15 protein-coding genes are annotated in these 16941 nt (G+C 67.2%); 2 read left to right on the plus strand and 13 right to left on the minus strand.

Features of this window, described 5'->3' with window-relative positions:
* The first annotated feature begins 11 nt into the window (after positions 1–11).
* Positions 12–1313, plus strand: coding sequence for an Hsp70 family protein (locus ABD050_RS02155; RefSeq protein ID WP_343887488.1), 1302 nt, complete (start codon positions 12–14; stop codon positions 1311–1313).
* A 5-nt stretch (positions 1314–1318) separates the two neighbouring features.
* Here the strand turns inward: ABD050_RS02155 and ABD050_RS02160 are convergent, their stop codons facing one another.
* On the minus strand, positions 1319–2308 hold the full coding sequence (locus ABD050_RS02160; protein WP_343887489.1) for a GNAT family N-acetyltransferase: 990 nt from the start codon (positions 2306–2308) through the stop codon (positions 1319–1321).
* Between the two features lie 266 nt (positions 2309–2574).
* Here ABD050_RS02160 and ABD050_RS02165 point away from each other — a divergent pair, with 266 nt between their 5' ends.
* Positions 2575–3639, plus strand: coding sequence for a LysR family transcriptional regulator (locus tag ABD050_RS02165; RefSeq protein WP_343887490.1), 1065 nt, complete (start codon positions 2575–2577; stop codon positions 3637–3639).
* A gap of 10 nt (positions 3640–3649) precedes the next feature.
* Here the strand turns inward: ABD050_RS02165 and guaD are convergent, their stop codons facing one another.
* From guaD to ABD050_RS02225, 12 genes are read right to left on the minus strand one after another with little or no spacing between them, the layout of a single operon-like run.
* Positions 3650–4936, minus strand: a complete 1287-nt coding sequence (gene guaD / locus ABD050_RS02170) for a guanine deaminase (protein WP_343887491.1) — start codon at positions 4934–4936, stop codon at positions 3650–3652.
* On the minus strand, positions 4933–5865 hold the full coding sequence (gene xdhC / locus ABD050_RS02175) for a xanthine dehydrogenase accessory protein XdhC (protein ID WP_343887492.1): 933 nt from the start codon (positions 5863–5865) through the stop codon (positions 4933–4935). Before xdhC ends, guaD begins: the two co-directional genes overlap by 4 nt.
* Entirely contained in the window at positions 5858–8173 is a 2316-nt protein-coding gene (gene xdhB, locus ABD050_RS02180) for a xanthine dehydrogenase molybdopterin binding subunit (RefSeq protein ID WP_343887493.1), read from the minus strand. Before xdhB ends, xdhC begins: the two co-directional genes overlap by 8 nt.
* A complete protein-coding gene (gene xdhA / locus ABD050_RS02185) occupies positions 8166–9569 on the minus strand; it encodes a xanthine dehydrogenase small subunit (RefSeq protein WP_343887494.1) in 1404 nt (467 codons plus the stop codon). The genes xdhB and xdhA overlap by 8 nt, the downstream gene beginning before the upstream one ends.
* The gene (locus ABD050_RS02190; RefSeq protein WP_343887495.1) at positions 9566–10762 is read right to left on the minus strand and encodes a urate hydroxylase PuuD; all 1197 of its coding nucleotides are present in this window, start codon (positions 10760–10762) and stop codon (positions 9566–9568) included. The genes xdhA and ABD050_RS02190 overlap by 4 nt, the downstream gene beginning before the upstream one ends.
* Positions 10763–10766: 4 nt before the next feature.
* On the minus strand, positions 10767–11102 hold the full coding sequence (uraH, locus tag ABD050_RS02195) for a hydroxyisourate hydrolase (protein ID WP_343887496.1): 336 nt from the start codon (positions 11100–11102) through the stop codon (positions 10767–10769).
* Complete coding sequence (gene uraD / locus ABD050_RS02200) at positions 11099–11578, minus strand: 2-oxo-4-hydroxy-4-carboxy-5-ureidoimidazoline decarboxylase (RefSeq protein ID WP_343887497.1); 480 nt, start codon at positions 11576–11578, stop codon at positions 11099–11101. The genes uraH and uraD overlap by 4 nt, the downstream gene beginning before the upstream one ends.
* On the minus strand, positions 11575–11955 hold the full coding sequence (gene hpxZ / locus ABD050_RS02205) for an oxalurate catabolism protein HpxZ (RefSeq protein WP_343887498.1): 381 nt from the start codon (positions 11953–11955) through the stop codon (positions 11575–11577). The genes uraD and hpxZ overlap by 4 nt, the downstream gene beginning before the upstream one ends.
* Positions 11952–12839, minus strand: coding sequence for an allantoinase PuuE (gene puuE, locus ABD050_RS02210; protein WP_343887499.1), 888 nt, complete (start codon positions 12837–12839; stop codon positions 11952–11954). The genes hpxZ and puuE overlap by 4 nt, the downstream gene beginning before the upstream one ends.
* On the minus strand, positions 12836–14017 hold the full coding sequence (locus ABD050_RS02215) for a pyridoxal-phosphate-dependent aminotransferase family protein (protein WP_343887543.1): 1182 nt from the start codon (positions 14015–14017) through the stop codon (positions 12836–12838). The genes puuE and ABD050_RS02215 overlap by 4 nt, the downstream gene beginning before the upstream one ends.
* 59 nt (positions 14018–14076) lie before the next feature.
* Positions 14077–15312 carry an allantoate amidohydrolase gene (locus tag ABD050_RS02220; RefSeq protein ID WP_343887500.1) on the minus strand — a complete coding sequence of 412 codons (1236 nt, stop codon included), beginning with the start codon at positions 15310–15312 and terminating at the stop codon, positions 14077–14079.
* Positions 15313–15353: 41 nt separating this feature from the next.
* Positions 15354–16934, minus strand: a complete 1581-nt coding sequence (locus ABD050_RS02225; RefSeq protein ID WP_343887501.1) for a gamma-glutamyltransferase family protein — start codon at positions 16932–16934, stop codon at positions 15354–15356.
* Positions 16935–16941 lie beyond the last annotated feature (7 nt).

The following is a 16941-nucleotide window of genomic DNA, read 5'->3' on the forward strand; positions in this document are numbered from 1 at the left end:
GGCGTCCGCCCATGCCGAATCCCACCCCCTCCTCGCCTTTTTCGCTGGGCCTCGATTTCGGCACGACCAACTCGGTCGCAGCGGTCGCGCGGGGCGATGCGTCCGAGCTGGTGCCGCTCGAAGCGCCCGACAGCCCGGAGGCGGTCTTCCGGTCAGCCTTGTGCTTCTGGGAAGATGAGAGCGTGCGCGGCGGGGCCGCCTGCGAGGCAGGGCCCTGGGCGATCGCCGAATATCTCGACTTTCCGCAAGGCAGCCGCTTCCTCCAGTCGTTCAAGTCAGTCGCGGCAAGCGCGAGCTTCGAGCATGCGACGGTGTTCGAGCGGCGCTATCGCTTCGAGGATCTCGGCCGGCTGTTTCTCGAGAAAATGGCAGCAAGGGCCGGCGGCGCGCTGAGCGGCGCGGCGCGCGTGGTGGTGGGCCGGCCGGTCGAATATGCCGGACACCGGCCCGACGAAGCGCTGGCTCGCCAGCGATACGACGCGATGTTCGGTTCGCTCGGCGCCGAGCTTCACTATGTCTATGAGCCGCTCGGCGCCGCGTACAGCTACGCCTCGCGGATAACCGACCCGGCGACCATCCTGGTGGCCGATTTCGGCGGCGGTACGAGCGACTTCTCGGTGGTTCGGATTGCTGCACCGGGCGCCGAGCGGCGCTGCGTTCCGCTCGGCCATGCCGGTGTCGGGATCGCCGGCGACCGGTTCGACTATCGGATCATCGACAATCTCGTCCTGCCGCTGCTCGGCAAGGGCGGCTCCTACCGATCCTTCGACAAGGTGCTCGAGATTCCGCGGGGTTACTTCACCGAGTTCGGCGACTGGTCCCGGCTCGCGCTGATGCGCAACCGCAAGACGCTCGCCGGGCTGGAAAAGCTGCGCCGCGCAGCGATCGATCCGGATGCGATAGGCCTGATGATCGGGGTGATCGAGCAGGAGCTCGGCTACCGGCTCTATGATTCGGTCGGCCGGGTGAAACGCGATCTGTCGTCGGCCGAAACGGCACATTTCCATTTCAGCGGCGCCGGCCTGACGGTCGAGGCCGATGTGACGCGCAGCGCCTTCGAGACGTGGATCGCCCCCGACATCATCCGGATCGAGGCGGCGATCGACCGCGCCCTGAGCGCATCCGGCGTGGCGGTGGACGATATCGACCGCGTGTTCCTGACCGGCGGCTCCTCGCTGATGCCGCGCATCCGCCGCCTGTTCGCGGAGCGCGTCGGCGAGGGGCGCATCGCGAGCGGCGGCGAACTCACCTCGATCGCCCACGGCCTGGCACTGATCGGCCGCCAGGACGACATCGCCGCCTGGGCTGCCTGATCCGATCAGTGCGCGCCGCGCCCGATCGTCCGCATGTCCTGGAAAAAGCCGGCGCGGCTCGGGCGCAGATTGGAGAGCTCGAGCGGCCCCGGCTCGTTCCAGGCGCCTTCGGGACGGATCGTCACCATGGGATCGTCGCCGATACCGATCGGATGGGCATGCGCATCGAGATCGATCACCATCTCGCGATATTCGACATCGGCGAATTTGAAGATGTCGGTATCGGGCAGCACGCGGGCGCCGAACATCCCCCAGAAAGGCACGAGATCAAGCCGGGCATGGCCATAGATCCGCCTGAAGCCCTTCTGGCGGGCCAGTGAGATCGCCTCGCGCACCAGCTTGAAAGCGAGCCGGCTGTTGCGATATTCGCGCCGCACCGCGAGCCGCTCCACCTTCACGAAATCGCCGAAATAGCGCATCCGGACGCAGCCAGCCGGATCGCCGTCGACCGAGCCGAGCAGATGAGTCGCGCAGAAATCATTGCCGTCGAATTCCTCGCGATAGAGGCACGGCTGCTCGCTGATATAGGTCGCCGCCCGGATCGCGAAGATCTTCGCCATATCCTCGAACGAGCGCACCGGGCGAACCTCGATCCTGGGCATTTGATGGACGGGCGCCGGCATCTCACGCTCCGGCAGTACGACAAGAAGCCATTCGGGCGCGCCGGGATAAATCTGCGATCCGGGCTGGAAGCCCATGGTGGCATGGATCCGGCGCGCATGCTCAGTGACCGCGCGCGAGAATAGCGGACAGCCGACCGGAGTAAGGCCGGAAAAAATCTGTGCCATGGCGGGAAGCACCCTGGCCAGCTTGCCCGGTGTCCACACCATCCAGATGTAGATGGCAGTGGGAACCTCCTTCTCGGTCACGATCCATTCGGGGAGCGGGGCAAGGCCATCGAACCCTCCATCGACCAGGCGATCGGCACCCAGCTCGGACAGCGGCAGATAGGCGAGCATCAACGGCTCATCGTTGCCGCCAACCGTTTCAATCATCTGGATAATGTTCGGGTTGCGGGCCCGCATCCGATCAACGGCCTCGCGCGAGGCGATGGGAAACATCCGGCCCGCTTTTTCAAGAACTGACTTGACATCTTCGTCAGTCGCCCGACGGCAGACCAGTTGAGTCGAGGATCTGGCGAGGCAGCGTTCGACGTTCCTGGAGAAGCGAAGGCGCCCGAAGCTGTTGGAATCGTTGCTGTGCGTGTCTACTCGCATTTTCCGGCTCCACCTGTTACCATGAACATTATCAGGGGAACCTAATGGCGAGTAAGCTTCCTGCTGCGATCCAGAATCAGGAACGAGGTGTTCCTAGCTGGAACACAAGCCATGTCCGCACCCTGGCGCGTGATCTGGATTGGGACGATCTTCGCGCCCTGTTGCATGTCGTTGACCAGGGAAGCTTCCGCGCCGCCGTCGAGACCTCGCGCCTCGCTCTAAACACGTTACGCCGCCGTATTGAAAGGCTCGAGAACCGGATCGGCACTGAATTGCTGCGCCGGTCGCGCAGCGGCGTGGTGCCCACCGACATCGGGCAGATGCTCGCCCGGGCTGCGCGCGAAATGGCCGGCGCGACGATCTCCGCCGACGAAGCCGGCAATGCGAATGTGCTGATCAACCCGGGCGAGTTGACGATCGGCTGCACCGAGGGCCTGGGCACGATGTGGCTGACGCCGCGGCTCAACGACCTGCTGCCCCAATTGCCGAAGCTGACGGTGTCGCTTCAACTCGATTATGACGTGTCACGCGACCGCAGCGACGATGTCGATGTCGGCATCGCCTTTGGCGCGCCACAGCGCCCCGATCTGGTGCGGGCGCGGCTCGCCACCGTGCATTACGCGCTTTTCGCCTCGGACGATTATCTCAAGCAGCATGGCGAGCTGAAGGCGCTGAGCGAAATCCGCGACCATCGCTTCGTCGAGCAGAGCGGGCCGGGCTATAATTCGAGCCTCATCAAATTCCTGGTCGGCGCCGAACTGCCCGAAGGCTTCATGCCGATCCGGTCAAACTCAGCGCTCGCCGCTTATTGGGCGGTGGTCAACGGCGCGGGGATCGCCGCGCTCCCCACCTATACGCGCGCGCTTTCGAAGCATGTCATCCCGCTGGCGCTGACCTTGCCGATCCGCTTCGACCTGTGGCTCTATTACCATGTCGAGGCGCGGCATTCGCCGGCGGTGCGGGCGACCGTCGACTGGTTGCGGGCTGCGTTCGATCCGATCCAATATCCCTGGTTTGCCGATCACTTCGTCCATCCGCGCGATTTCGCGCGCGAAAAGGACGGCAAGGTCGTGCCCCTGTTCGAAGGGCTGCTCGACCCCAAGGGATGAGCCGACGCGCCTAGGGGCGTGACCACGCGCAGCGCCCGGCGACATAGGTGCGGGCGATGGCGCGGTCGTCGCCGAGGATCTGCAGCGCGAACAGGCGATCGCGCAGCGTCGTGCCGGCGGTGCGGCGCGCGAGGAGCGGCGTGGCAGCGGAATCGAGCAGGACGAAATCAGCCTCCTGGCCCGGCTGGAGGCCGCCGATCCGCTCTCCCAGGCCAAGCGCGCGGGCGCCCCCGGCAGTAGCGAGGTGCAGGGCGCGGAACGGATCGAGGCTGGCGCCGCGCAGCTGGCCGACCTTATAGGCTTCGCCGAGCGTCGCAAGCAGCGAGAAGCTGGTGCCCGCGCCGATATCGGTGCCGATCCCGACCTTGACGCCGCGCGCGTCGGCGCGGGCGAGATCGAACAGGCCCGAACCGAGGAACAGGTTGCTGGTCGGGCAAAAGGCAATCGCTGCGCCCGCCTGGCTCATCCGCGCCAGGGCATGATCGTCCATATGGATGCAGTGCGCGAATACAGATCGAGGACCGACCAGCCCGAACCGATCATAAACGTCGAGATAGTCGCGCGCTTGCGGGAAGCGGGCGGCGACGGCAGCGATCTCGTCGTGATTTTCGGCGAGGTGGGTGTGCATCAGCACCTCCGGGTGCGCGGCGACGAGGGCGCCTGCACTGGCGAGTTGCTCGTCGGAGGAGGTGAGCGCGAAACGCGGCGTCACCGCATAGCCGAGCCGGCCACGCCCGCGCCACCGAGCGATCAGCGCTTCGCTGTCGGCGCGGCCGCTGCCCACGCTGTCGCGAAGCGTCTCCGGGCCACGATCCATCAGCACCTTGCCGGAGACGATCCGCATGTTCCGGGCGAGCGCTGCCTCGAACAGGGCGTCGACTGACTGGGCATGGACGGTGGCGAAGACAAGCGCGCTGGTGGTGCCGTTGTGCAGCAATTCGTCGAGGAAGAAGGCGGCGACAGTATCGGCATGGCCGCGATCGGCAAATTCCGCCTCGGCGGGGAAGATATGGCGATCGAGCCATTCGAGGAGCTGTTCGCCATAAGCGGCGATGCGATCGGTCTGGGGGTAGTGGATATGGGTGTCGACAAAGCCCGGGACGATCAAACCGGGCAGGGTTTCAACCGGGACATCGGCGAAGCGGGGGGCGAGATCGGCATGGGCGCCGAAGGCGACGACAAGGCCGTTCTCGACCACGAGCAGGCCGTCGGCATGATGGCGGATCGCCGTGTCGCCTGCCCGGGCGGGATCCTCGGGAACGCTCAGTAATTCAGCGCGGAACGCAGTGAAGCTCATGGCGCGGTCGTCAGGAGCTGGGCGAGGGTCGCCACCGCAATGACGCCGGGTTCCTTGCCGGTAATGCCGGGCAGGCCGATCGGGCAGGTGAGGCGGGACGAATCGATCCCGTCCGCCTGCAACCGCGAGACAAAGCGCGCGCGCTTGGTCCGCGATCCGATCAGGCCGATGAACGCGGCCGCGCCGGAGAGTGCTGCTGCGGTCAGGCGATAGTCGAAGGCATGATCATGGGTGAGGATCAGGACCGCGGCATCGGGCGCGGCGGCACGGGCACAGGCAATCATCGCATCGTCGGTTTCAAGCATCACGCCGAGTGTCTCGGCCATATCGGGGCGATTGTCGAACCAGGCGAGGTGAAAGGGCAGGCCGGGCAGCCGGGAGGCGATCGCGCGGCCGACATGACCGGCGCCGAACAGGATCAGCGGGGTGCCGGTGGTTTCAACGGGTTCGATGAATTCGGTTCCGGCGCCCGGAAGCGGTCCCCGTGCGCCAATGCTTTCCACCAACAAGCCAGCCGCAGCCGGGCCGCGGCCTTCGCCAGGGAGGGAGCTTCGTTGTATCTCCCCCGCGCCTAACTTCGTCAGAAGCTGTCCAGGTTCCTCGACGCTATCGATCCACCCGCTCTGACCGGGATCGAGCCGCTCGACCAGCAACCGCACCCGTCCGCCACAGCACTGCCCGAGCAGCGGCCCGAGCGGGTAATCCTGCACCCGCCAGCTCCCCGGCAGCAGATCGAGGATCGCGCGCGCCTGCTCGGCGACGCGATATTCGAGCGCGCCGCCGCCGATCGTGCCGAAGAGCGCGTCAGCAGTCACCACCATGCGCGCGCCCGCGCCACGGGGCGCCGAGCCCTCGGTGGCGAGGATCGTCACCAGCGCGACCGGGCCCCGCGCCAGGGCGATCCGGGCCGCTTCAGCCCAGTCAGCCATCGCGCGCCTTCAGCTCTTCGATCGCGGCGAGAATCCGCTCCGGCGTTGCCGGCGCATCGAAGCTGGGCAAGCCCTTGCCCGGCGCCGCGGCGGCGACTGCGTGGGTCAGCGCCGAGAAGACCGAGATGGCGAGCATGAAGGGCGGCTCGCCGACCGCCTTGGAGCGGTGGATCGTCGCCTCGGCATTGCGCCCGCGTTCCCACAGCCTGATGTCCATCCGGCGCGGACGGTCGCTCGCGGTGGGGATCTTGTAGGTCGAGGGCGCGTGGGTGAGCAGGCGGCCGCGATCGTCATAGACGAGCTCTTCAGTCGTCAGCCAGCCCATGCCCTGGATGAAACCGCCCTCGACCTGGCCGAGATCGATCGCGGGATTGAGCGAATGCCCGACGTCGTGAAGGATATCGACCGCGAGCACCCGGTGCTCGCCGGTGAGCGTGTCGATCACCACCTCCGACAAAGCGGCGCCATAGGCGAAATAGAGGAAAGGCCGGCCGCGGTGCGCCGCGCGGTCATATTCGATCTTCGGCGTCGCGTAGAAGCCTGTCGAGGACAGTGAGATACGGCCGATATGCGCCATTCGGCACAGGGCTTCGAACGGGACAATCTCGCCATTGGCCACCACTCCGTCGCCGGTGAAGCGTACCGCCTCGGGCGCGCCGCCGAACCTGTCCGCCGCGAAATCGGCGAGCCGTGCGCGGATTTGCTGCGCAGCATTATAGGCCGCCATGCCGTTCAGGTCGGCACCCGAGGAGGCGGCGGTGGCGGAGGTGTTGGGCACCTTGTCGGTGCGGGTCGATGTGACGCGCACCCTCTCCACAGGCACGGCGAAGACGTCGGCGACGATCTGCGCGACCTTGATCATCAGCCCCTGGCCCATCTCGGTGCCGCCATGGTTCAGCTGGATCGACCCATCGGCATGAAGCAGCACCAGCGCGCCGGCCTGGTTGAGATGGGTCGTGGTGAAGCTGATGCCGAACTTGACCGGAGTCAGCGCAAGCCCCTTTTTCAGCACCCGGTGGCTGGCGTTGAACGCCGCCACCGCCGCGCGGCGCACGTCATAGTCTGTCCGCTCAGCCAGTTCCTCGATCAGCTCCGGCGCGACATTGTCCTCGACGCGCATATGATAGGGCGTGATGTCCCGGCCCGGCGCGTAAAGATTGGCCCAGCGCACCGCGAGCGGATCAAGCCCACGCGCGGCGGCGATCGCATCCATCACCCGCTCGATCGCCATCATGCCCTGCGGCCCGCCGAAACCGCGAAACGCCGTGTTGGAGACGGTGTGGGTCTTCAGCCGGTGGCTGACGATCTCGACCGCCGGCAGCCAGTAGCAATTATCGGCATGGAACATCGCCCGGTCGTTGATCGCCGAGGACAGGTCGGCAGTCGCGCCGCAGCGCGAAGCGAGTTCGATCCGGACCCCCGCGATCCGGCCCGCATCGTCGAAACCGACATCGTAGCGGACGGCGAAGTCATGGCGCTTGCCCGTCATTGCCATGTCATCGTCGCGGTCGGCGCGGATCCTGGCCGGCCGGCCCGTCTTCGCCGCGACCAGCGCGCAGGCGACGGCATAGGCTGCGGCCTGGGTTTCCTTGCCGCCGAACGCACCGCCCATGCGGCGCACCTCGACCGTCACATCGGCATGCGAAAGCTTCAGCACCTTGGCGATCAGATGCTGCACCTCGCTCGGATGCTGGGTCGAGGACAGGACATGCAGCTGACCCCCTTCGCCGGGCGTCGCGAACGCGGCCTGGCCCTCGAGGTAGAAATGCTCCTGGCCGCCCATTTCCAGCCCACCGGTCAGCCGGTGCGGCGCGGCAGCGAGCGCCGCGGCAGCATCGCCTCGCGCCATGACCTGGGTGTCCTCGATCGCCGATTCCGCCGCCAGCGCCTGATCGATCGTTACGAGCGCCGGCAGCGGCTCGACCTCAGCCTTGCCGAGCCGCGCTGCGCGCCGTGCCGCAGCGACGCTGGTCGCGGCGACCACGAACAGGGGCTGGCCCGGATAGAGAATCTCCTTCTCGGCGAAGAGCTTGTCGTCGCCCTTGACCGGGCTCACGTCGTTGACGCCCGGGATATCGGCCGCGGTCAGCACGATCACCACGCCCGGCGCCGCGCGGACGGCCTCGAGATCGAGCGAGAGCAGCTTTGCATGGCCGTCGGCTGCGAGCCCGAAGGCGAGATGGAGCAGCCCCGGCGCTTCGGGCATATCATCGACATAGCGCGCCGTGCCGGCGACATGCTCGAGCGCGCTGTCGTGGTGGAGCGGCCGGTTGACCGCGCCGGTAGACTTGAAACCCGCGTCAGCCATCGAGCACCATGTCGAGCACGCTGACCGGCTCGCCCGATTGCTCGATCCACAGCCGGCGCAGGAGATTGGCGGCGGCGGTCAGGCGGTAAGCGCTCGAGCCCCTTACATCGGTGAGCGGCGTATAATCCTGCGCCAGCGCCTGCGCGGCGGCGTCGGCAGTGGCCTCGGACCAGACCTGCCCGATCAGCGCCGCCTCGCAGGCAGGCGCGCGCGCCGGAATGCCGGCCATGCCGCCGAAGGCAACCCGCGCATCGGTCACCAGGCCATCCGCGACCGAGATCGCAAAGGCGCCACACACTGCGGAGATGTCGCTGTCGAACCGCTTCGTCAGCTTGACCATGCTGACGATCGTGTCGGGCGCCGGGCGCGGGATATGGACGCTTTCGACGAACTCGCCCGCCCCCCGGTCCTGCACGCCATAGCTTTTGAAGAACGCCTCAAGCGGAATCGTCCGCCGCGCATCGCCGCGCCTGAGCGTCAGCGTGGCGCCGAGCGCGATCAGCGCGGGCGGCATGTCGCCGATCGGCGAGCCATTGGCGATATTGCCGCCGATCGTCCCGGCATTGCGGATCTGGAGCCCGCCAATCCGCCGCACCAGCTCGCCGAGATCGGGGCGGATGCGGGCGAGCGCCGCCTTCGCCTCAGTGTAGCGCACACCCGCGCCGAGGGTCAGGCCGCGCTCGTCCTCCTCGATCGCCTTCAGGTCGGCGACGTCGCCGATGAAGATCACTGTGCCGAGATCGTGGTGCCGCTTGGTGACCCATAGCCCGACATCGGTTGCGCCGGCGACGATCCGGGCGCCGGGATGTTCGATCAGCAGCACGGCCAGGTCATCGGCGGTGCGCGGTGCGAACCAGCCCTTGCCCGAAGTGCCGCGCGTCATGCTGCTCAGCATGACGGCGACATCGGCGTCGTCCGGAGCGCTTGCCGGCACCGCCTCGCCGGCATCCAGGATCGGGCCATAGCCGGTACAGCGGCACAGATTGCCGGCGATGACATCAGCGACCGGTTCGCCTTCAGTTCCCGCCGCCCCGATGCTGCGGCCGTACAGCGACATGACGAAGCCAGGGGTGCAGAAGCCGCATTGCGAACCATGCCGCTCGACCATCTCGCGCTGGACCGGGTGGAGCCCGCTGCTGCCCGACAGGCTCTCGACCGTGCGGAGCGCCTTTCCGTCGAGCATCGGCACGAACAGGATGCAGCTGTTGACCGCCCGCCAGCGCACCGCCTCGCCGTCGAGCTCGCCGAGCAGCACGGTGCAGGCGCCGCAATCGCCCTCGGCGCAGCCTTCCTTGGTGCCGGTGCGGCGGAGGCCGTAGCGGATCAGGTCAAGCGCCGTCTCGGTCGCGCCGGCCTCGACCTCGATCACCGCGCCGTCGAGGACAAAGCGGATCATCGCGGCGTTCCCGCCGCGATCCACTCGCCCAGCGTTCGACGCTCGGCGCTGGTCATGCCAGTGCTATTGCCGAGCGGCATGATCTCGGACTCGACCGCCACCTTCCGGATTCGCGGGGCGACGGTGCGGACGTGATCATAGCTGTCGAGCACCACGCCGAGCGGCGGCGCCGTGAATGCCGCGTTGGTGGGACGCAGGCTGTGGCAGGCAGCACAATGCGTCACGAGGATCGGCCGGATGTCAGCGTATGTTGGGTTTGGGGCCGACGCCGCCTCTCCCGTCGTCGCCACGACGCCGGTTTTCTCCAGGGAAACATAGGTCACACTGGCGAAGGCGAGGGCCAGCGCAAACGCAATTGTCGGCCCTGTTGCCTGCCCGCGATGCCGCAGGTTGAACACATGACGGACGGCCACGCCGGTCAGCCCGAGCAGCGCCAGCACGAGCCATGGCCGCTCGGCGCCATAGGTCATCGGATAGTGGTTGCTGATCATGATGAACAGCACCGGCAGCGTCATGTAATTATTGTGCAGCGAGCGCTGCTTGGCTGCCTTGCCCAGCGCCGGATCGGGCGTGCGGCCGGCTATCAGGTCGGCGACCACCTTGCGCTGGTTGGGGATGATGATGAAGAACACATTGGCCACCATCGCCGTGCCCATCATCGCCCCGACATGCATATAGGCCGCGCGCGCATTGAACAGGCGATCGAGCAGGATGGCCGAGGCGAGCAGAAAGGCGAACCAGACCAGGCCGAGCAGCCGGTTGTTCCTGCCCATCGGCGATCGGCACAGCAGGTCGTAGAAGAGCCAGCCGGCCGCGAGCGCTGTCACCCCGATGGAGACTGCCTCGGCGGGGCTGAGCGCCGCCTTGGCCGGATCGATCAGGAAATTCTGCGCGCCGACATAATAGATCAGCACCAGCAGCGAAAAGCCACTGATCCAGGTGAAATAGGCCTCCCATTTGAACCAGTGCAGCTGGTCCGGCATCTGGGCAGGCGCCACCTGATATTTCTGGTTGTGATAGAAACCGCCGCCATGCACCGACCAGAGCTCGCCCGAGGCCTCGCCACTGGCGGGCGGGGTCAGATGATTGTCGAGCCACACGAAATAGAAGGACGAGCCGATCCAGGCGATACCCGCCGTCAGATGCAGCCATCTGATCGCGAGATTGAGCCATTCGGCGAGGTCGATCGTCATGCTGTCAGCTGCCCCGGTAGGTTGAATAACCATAGGGAGAGACAAGCAGCGGCACATGATAATGCCCGCCATCCGCCGCCATGCCGAAATCGATCACCACTTCGTCGAGAAACGGCGGGTCGGGCAGCTCGACACCGAGGCTGCGGAAATAGTCAGCCACTCGGAAGCGGAGCGCGTAACGCCCCGATGCGAGCTCTTCCGACACGAGATCCGGGCAGCGGCCGTCGGCGTTGGTCGTGCCCCGCACGATCTCGCCGTCCGGCCGGGTCAGCGCCAGGGCAATGCCGGCCGCGGGCCTTCCGTGCATCGTGTCGAGCACATGGGTGGAAAGCGTGTTCATGCCACATCCTTGAGGCGGAGCGCGGTGATCTTGCCGATTTCGGCCAGCGCCGTGGCAATCTCGGTGTCGCGGTCATTGGCGAGCCTTGCTTCCATGGCGGCTAGGATGCCGGGCTTGTCGGTCAGTCGGACGCAGATGATGAAGGGAAAACCGAAGCGCTCGCGATAGGCGGTATTGAGCGCGTGGAAGCGAGCATATTCCTCCGGCGTCATGCGATCTAGGCCGGCCGAGGCCTGCTCGGTCGCGGACGCCTCGGTCAGGGTGCCGTCGATCGCAGCCTTGCCGGCAAGCTCCGGATGGGCGCGGATCAGCGACAGCTGTTCCTCGGGCGTCGCTTCGTACACGATCGCCATCAGGCCGGCATAGACATCGCCGAGCGGCAGCCGCGCGGCGGCGCGCATCACCACCCAGGGACTATGGTCGAACAGACCCCCATATTGGCGAATGAAGGCGTCCGGATCCGTATCGGGAGTCACGACGTCGATCCCTCCATCGAGACATGGGCTGAGACGACCTTCCACCCGTCAGCGAACTTGACCCACGCCTGACTCTGCCGGCCGCGCCGATCACTGCCGTCGCGGAAGAATTCGGCATTGGCGGTGGCGAAGCTGTCGCCATAGGTAGTGATCGCGACGCGGCCGAGCCGGCGCTGCGGCGACCCGCCCCGGCCTTTGCGGAAGGCGCGGATTTCGTCGGCACCATAAAGAACCTCACCGACCCCGTAGCGGACCGTGGTCGGCGCGTCGGCGAACAGCCGGTCCATCGCGGGCACATCGTCAGCCATCAAGGCACGCTCATACTCGTAAAAGGCTGCCGTAGCCTCGGCGAGGATTGCGGGATCGTCGATCGTCATGCCGGATGCACCTCCATCCAGTGCCGCGCGATATCGATACGGCGCGCGATCCAGGCGTCGCCGCTGGCGACGACATGATCGAGGAATTGCGCGACCGCGATTGCTCGGCCCGGCCGGCCGGCGATGCGGCCATGCAGGCCGACCGACATCATCCGGCCGCCTTCTTCCCTCAATTGCTCGAACGTATCGACGAGATAGCGGAAAAACTGAACACCCTCGGTGAAGCCGTTGAGCGCGACCATCTTCATGTCGTTGGCGTCGAGCGAATAGGGTACGATCAGCTGCGCCCTGCCGTGCCGCCGATCGTAATAGGGCAGGTCGTCGGCATAGGAATCGGCATCGTAGAGAAAGCCGCCCTCCTCTGCGACGAGGCGCGCCGTATTGGGTGAGGTGCGGCCCTGGTACCAGCCGAGCGGGCGCGTGCCCGTCAGCTTCGTGTGGAGCTCGATCGCCTTGGCGACATGCTCGCGCTCGACCTCTTCGGGCACATATTGATAGTCGATCCAGCGATAGCCGTGGCTGGCGATTTCCCATTCAGCGGCGAGCATCGCCTCGACAGCCGCCGGGTTCATCTCCATTGCCGTCGCGACGCCGAAGATGGTGATCGGCGTCTGGCGCTCGGTGAACAGCCGGTGGAGCCTCCAGAAGCCGGCCCGGCTGCCATATTCGTAGAGGCTCTCCATCGCCATCGCCCGCGCCGAATGGCTGGCGGCGCCGACCATTTCGGAGAGAAAGGCTTCCGAGCCCTTGTCACCATTGAGGATGCTGTTTTCCGCGCCCTCCTCGTAGTTGAGGACGATGTTGACCGCGATCCGCGCGCCGTTCGGCCAGCATGGGTCGGGCGGGGTCGGGCCGTAACCGATGAGATCGCGGGGAGCGCTCATGCTCGCCACGCCTCCAGCGCCGCATCGACCCCCGCGCCCGCCGGTGTCGCGAATCCCTCGGCCCGCAACACCGCCTCGAGCGCGCCCAGCGTGATCGCCACCTTATGCTTCATCGCATTGTAGCCCATTGCGCCGATCCGCCAGATCCTGCCCTGGAGCGGCCCGAACGCAGCGCCGATCTCGATCTCGAAATCCTCGCGCATCCGCCGCCGCACCGCCTCGCCATCGACGCCGTCGGGGATCAGGATGCCGGTGACATTGGTCATCCGATAGGCATCGTCGCCGAACACGGTCAGCCCCATCGCCCGGGCGCCCGCCACCACTGAAGCGCCGGCGCGCCGATGCCGCTCGAACCGTGCCTCAAGCCCCTCGCCAAGCACGACGCGGGCGCATTCGCGGGCGCCGTAGAGCATGGTCGTCGCCTCGGTGTGATGGTTGAGACGTTTCTCGGACCAATAATCCATCACCATGGCGAGATCGAAATAATTGGAGCCGATCCGCGCACCGGTGCCGTTCGATATGTCGTCCCGGACGATGCCCTTTTCGACATGGCGCCGCGCCGCGATATGCTCGGCGGCGCGATCGGAGATGGTGATCGGCGCCGAGCCCGAGGGTCCGCCCAGGCATTTCTGCAGACCGCCGGTGACGACATCGACTCCCCACAGGTCAGTCTCGATCGCCATGCCGCCGATCGTCGCTGTCGCATCGACATAGGAGAGAGCCCCCGCCGCGCGACACAGGGCGCCAAGCCCGGCCAGCGGCTGCGCCATGGTGGTCGAGGTGTCGCCGTGCACCGCCGCCACGACCTTCGGCCCGGTGCGCTCGATCGCGGCGGCAATTGCCTCCATCGGCACGATCTCGCCCCAGGGCGCGTCGACCGTTTCGATCACCGCGCCGATCCGCTCGCAGATCTCGCGCAGCAGCAGCCCGAAGCGGCCGAAATTGACGATCAACACGACGTCGCCGGGCGCGATCAGGCTGACCAATGCCGCCTCGATCGCAGCGCGCGCGGTGCCGTCGACCAGAAAGGTCCAGCGGTTCCGCGTCCCGAAGACCGGACGGTAGAGCGCCATCACCTGGTTCATATAGGCGGTCATCTCGGGATCGAACTGGCCGAGCAGATCAGCCGACATCGCCCGCAGCACCCGCGGATGCGCATTGACCGGACCCGGGCCCATCAGCAGCCGCTGTGGCGGGTCGATCTCACCGAACAGGTCGACGGGCAGGTCGGATATGGTCAAACAGCCTCTCCAAGTCGGTCGATGAAGCCGAGCATCGCCTGCAGTGCCGCGTCGGCGTCAGCCGGGTCGACATGCTCGTCAGGATTATGACTGATGCCCGCCACGCAGCGGATAAACAACATCGCCGTCGGGCACAGCGCCGCCATCACCATCGCATCATGCCCGGCGCCGCTGACCAGGCGGCGAACCGGCAGCCCCTCGGCCGCGACCGCTTCGGCGAGCCGGTCAGTGAGCCCGGGATCGCATGCGCTGGCCGCGAGATTCTGCACCCGCTCCGCCGAGATGGAGATGCAGCGCCGCGCGGCGATGGCATCAAGTTCGGCGAGGATAGCCGTTGCCGCCGCGTCACGAACCCCTTGGTCGCCCGACCGGATGTCGATGGTGAAGTCGACGCGCCCGGGGATCACATTGGCAGCGCCTGGCACCGCCAAGAGCCGGCCGACCGTGGCGACGAGATCGCCGGCGCCGCTACGCGCGACACGCTCGACCATAAGTACCGCCTCGGCCGCCGCGGCGAGCGCATCCCGGCGCAGGGCCATGGTGGTCGTGCCGGCGTGCCCGGCCACGCCCACGACGCCGACCTGATAGCGAAGCTGCGCGGCGATGCCGGTAACGACCCCAAGCGCCAGGCCCTCAGCGTCGAGCACCGGCCCCTGCTCGATATGCACCTCTAGATAAGCGAGCGGCGCGGCACGGCGCGCCGACCCGAAATCAGCGATGCCGCCAAAGGCCGGCTCCTCCTCGCGCTTGGATTGCCAGCCCGCAACCAAGCGGCGATAGGCAGCGAGCGCTTCGTGAAGCGTCACGCCGTCGCGGTCAGCCACTGCCAGCGCGGCCGGATCGAGCGTTCCCGCGACCGCCCGGCTGGTCAGCATCGCGGCGGGGAAGCGTGAGCCCTCCTCGTCGCCGAAGGCGATCACCTCGATCGGAAAATCGGGGCGGCGCCCAGCGGCGTTGAGCGCCGCGACCGCCTCGATCCCTAGCATCACGCCAAGCGGCCCGTCATAGCGGCCGGCGTCACGGACGCTGTCGATATGGCTGCCGATCAGCAAAGGCGGAGCAGCGAAGCCCGGGCCACCCTCGTATCGGCCGATCAGATTGGCTGCGGCGTCGATGCTGACTGTCATCCCCGCCTCGATCATCCATCCGGCGACCGCCTCCTGCGCGGCGGCATAAGCCGGCGTCAGATAGCCGCGGAACAGCCCGTCGGGCGTATCGCTATAGGGCGCCACGCCAAGCGCATCGCACCGCGCTACCGCCCTTTCTCCGCCACTCACCACGCGGCGACCTGCCCGTCGCTGCGCGGATCGGTCGCGCCTTCGAGCACACCGGTCGGATGCCGCACGATCGCGCCGGCATGGCCCATCATCGAGGTGAAGGCAGGCATCAGCTCGACCCGATGGCCGGCCGCGCGGAGATCGTCATAAAGATCGAGCGCAAAGCGATCCTCGATCTTGAGGCTGGTGCTCGATTCGCCCCAGGTCCTGCCGAGCAACCAGCGCGGGCGGCTGATCGCCTCCTGCAGGCCGATGCCGTAACGGGCATAGCGCGTGAAGAGCGCTGCCTGGGTCTGGGGCTGGCCCTCGCCCCCCATCGTGCCATAGGCCATCACCCGCCCATCATCGAAGCGCGCCAGCGCCGGATTGAGCGTGTGGAACGGCTTGCGGCCCGGCTTCAGCGCGTTCCAGCCGCTTTCGGCGAGGCGGAAGCTGCTGCCGCGATTCTGCCAGATGATGCCGGTCTGGGGCAGGACGATTCCCGATCCGAACTCGAAATAGGTGCTCTGGATGCAGCTGACGACGCGCCCCTGCGCGTCCGCCGTGCCGAACCAGCACGTGTCGCCGGCAGAGGCGGGCTGCGGCCAGGGCAAAGCGCGATCGAGATCAATCTGCATCGCCATCTCGTCGAGCGCCGCCGGACTGCCGAGCAGCGATTGCGGATCGACTGCCATATAAACGGGATCGCCGACATGGCGGTCGCGGTAGAGGAACGCCTGCTTCGTCGCCTCGACCAACCCGTGGACATAGTCGAATCCCTCAGCCTCGGCCGCGTGAAGGCGGTCGAACAACGCGAGGATCAGCAGCGAGGCGAGGCCCTGGGTCGGTGGCGCTGTGTTGAACAGGGTCGCGCCCGCCACGCCGACGCTGAGCGGTGCCGGCCGGGTCGCGCGGTGCGCGGCGAGATCGGCAGTGGAGACCGGGCTGCCGAGCGCCGCGAGATCGGCGGCGATCGCGTGGGAGAGCGGGCCGTCATAGAAGCTCTGCAGCCCGTCGCGCGCCAGCACGGTCAGCGTCGCGGCAAGCGCCGGCTGGCGAAGCACATCGCCTTCGACGAGCAGGCGACCTCCCGGCTCGAAAATATCCGCCCAGGCGCCCGGCTGCGCGCGAAGCTCAGCACCCTTCGCGGCCGCGATCCCGGCGCCGCCGCGCGTCACGACCACGCCGTCCCTTGCTTGGGTGATCGCGGGGCGAAGCAGGCGGCTGAGCGGGAGTGCGCCGCCATTGGTTTCGAGCGCTGCCGCCCAGCCCGAGATCGTGCCCGCCACGGTGTTCGCGGCAAGCGGCCCGCGCCATGGGATCGCATCGAGCCCGCGGTAGAGCGACAGGTCGGCTGCCTGCGCAGCCGCGCCACAGGCATGGATCGCATGGGTGCGCCCATCGGGCTCGGCGATCACCCAGAAGCCGTCGCCACCGATGCCGGTCATGTGCGGATAGACGACCGCAAGGCATGCGGCGACGGCGACTGCTGCTTCAACCGCGTTGCCGCCGTCCTGAAGCACACCGAGCCCGGCCTGCGCTGCCCGGTGGTGCGGCGCGGTCACCATGCCGCGCAGGCTCCTTACTTCATGCTGCATCGTGTCT

This window comes from Sphingomonas oligophenolica (genome assembly GCF_039522915.1).
In the GTDB taxonomy this organism is placed as follows: domain Bacteria; phylum Pseudomonadota; class Alphaproteobacteria; order Sphingomonadales; family Sphingomonadaceae; genus Sphingomonas; species Sphingomonas oligophenolica.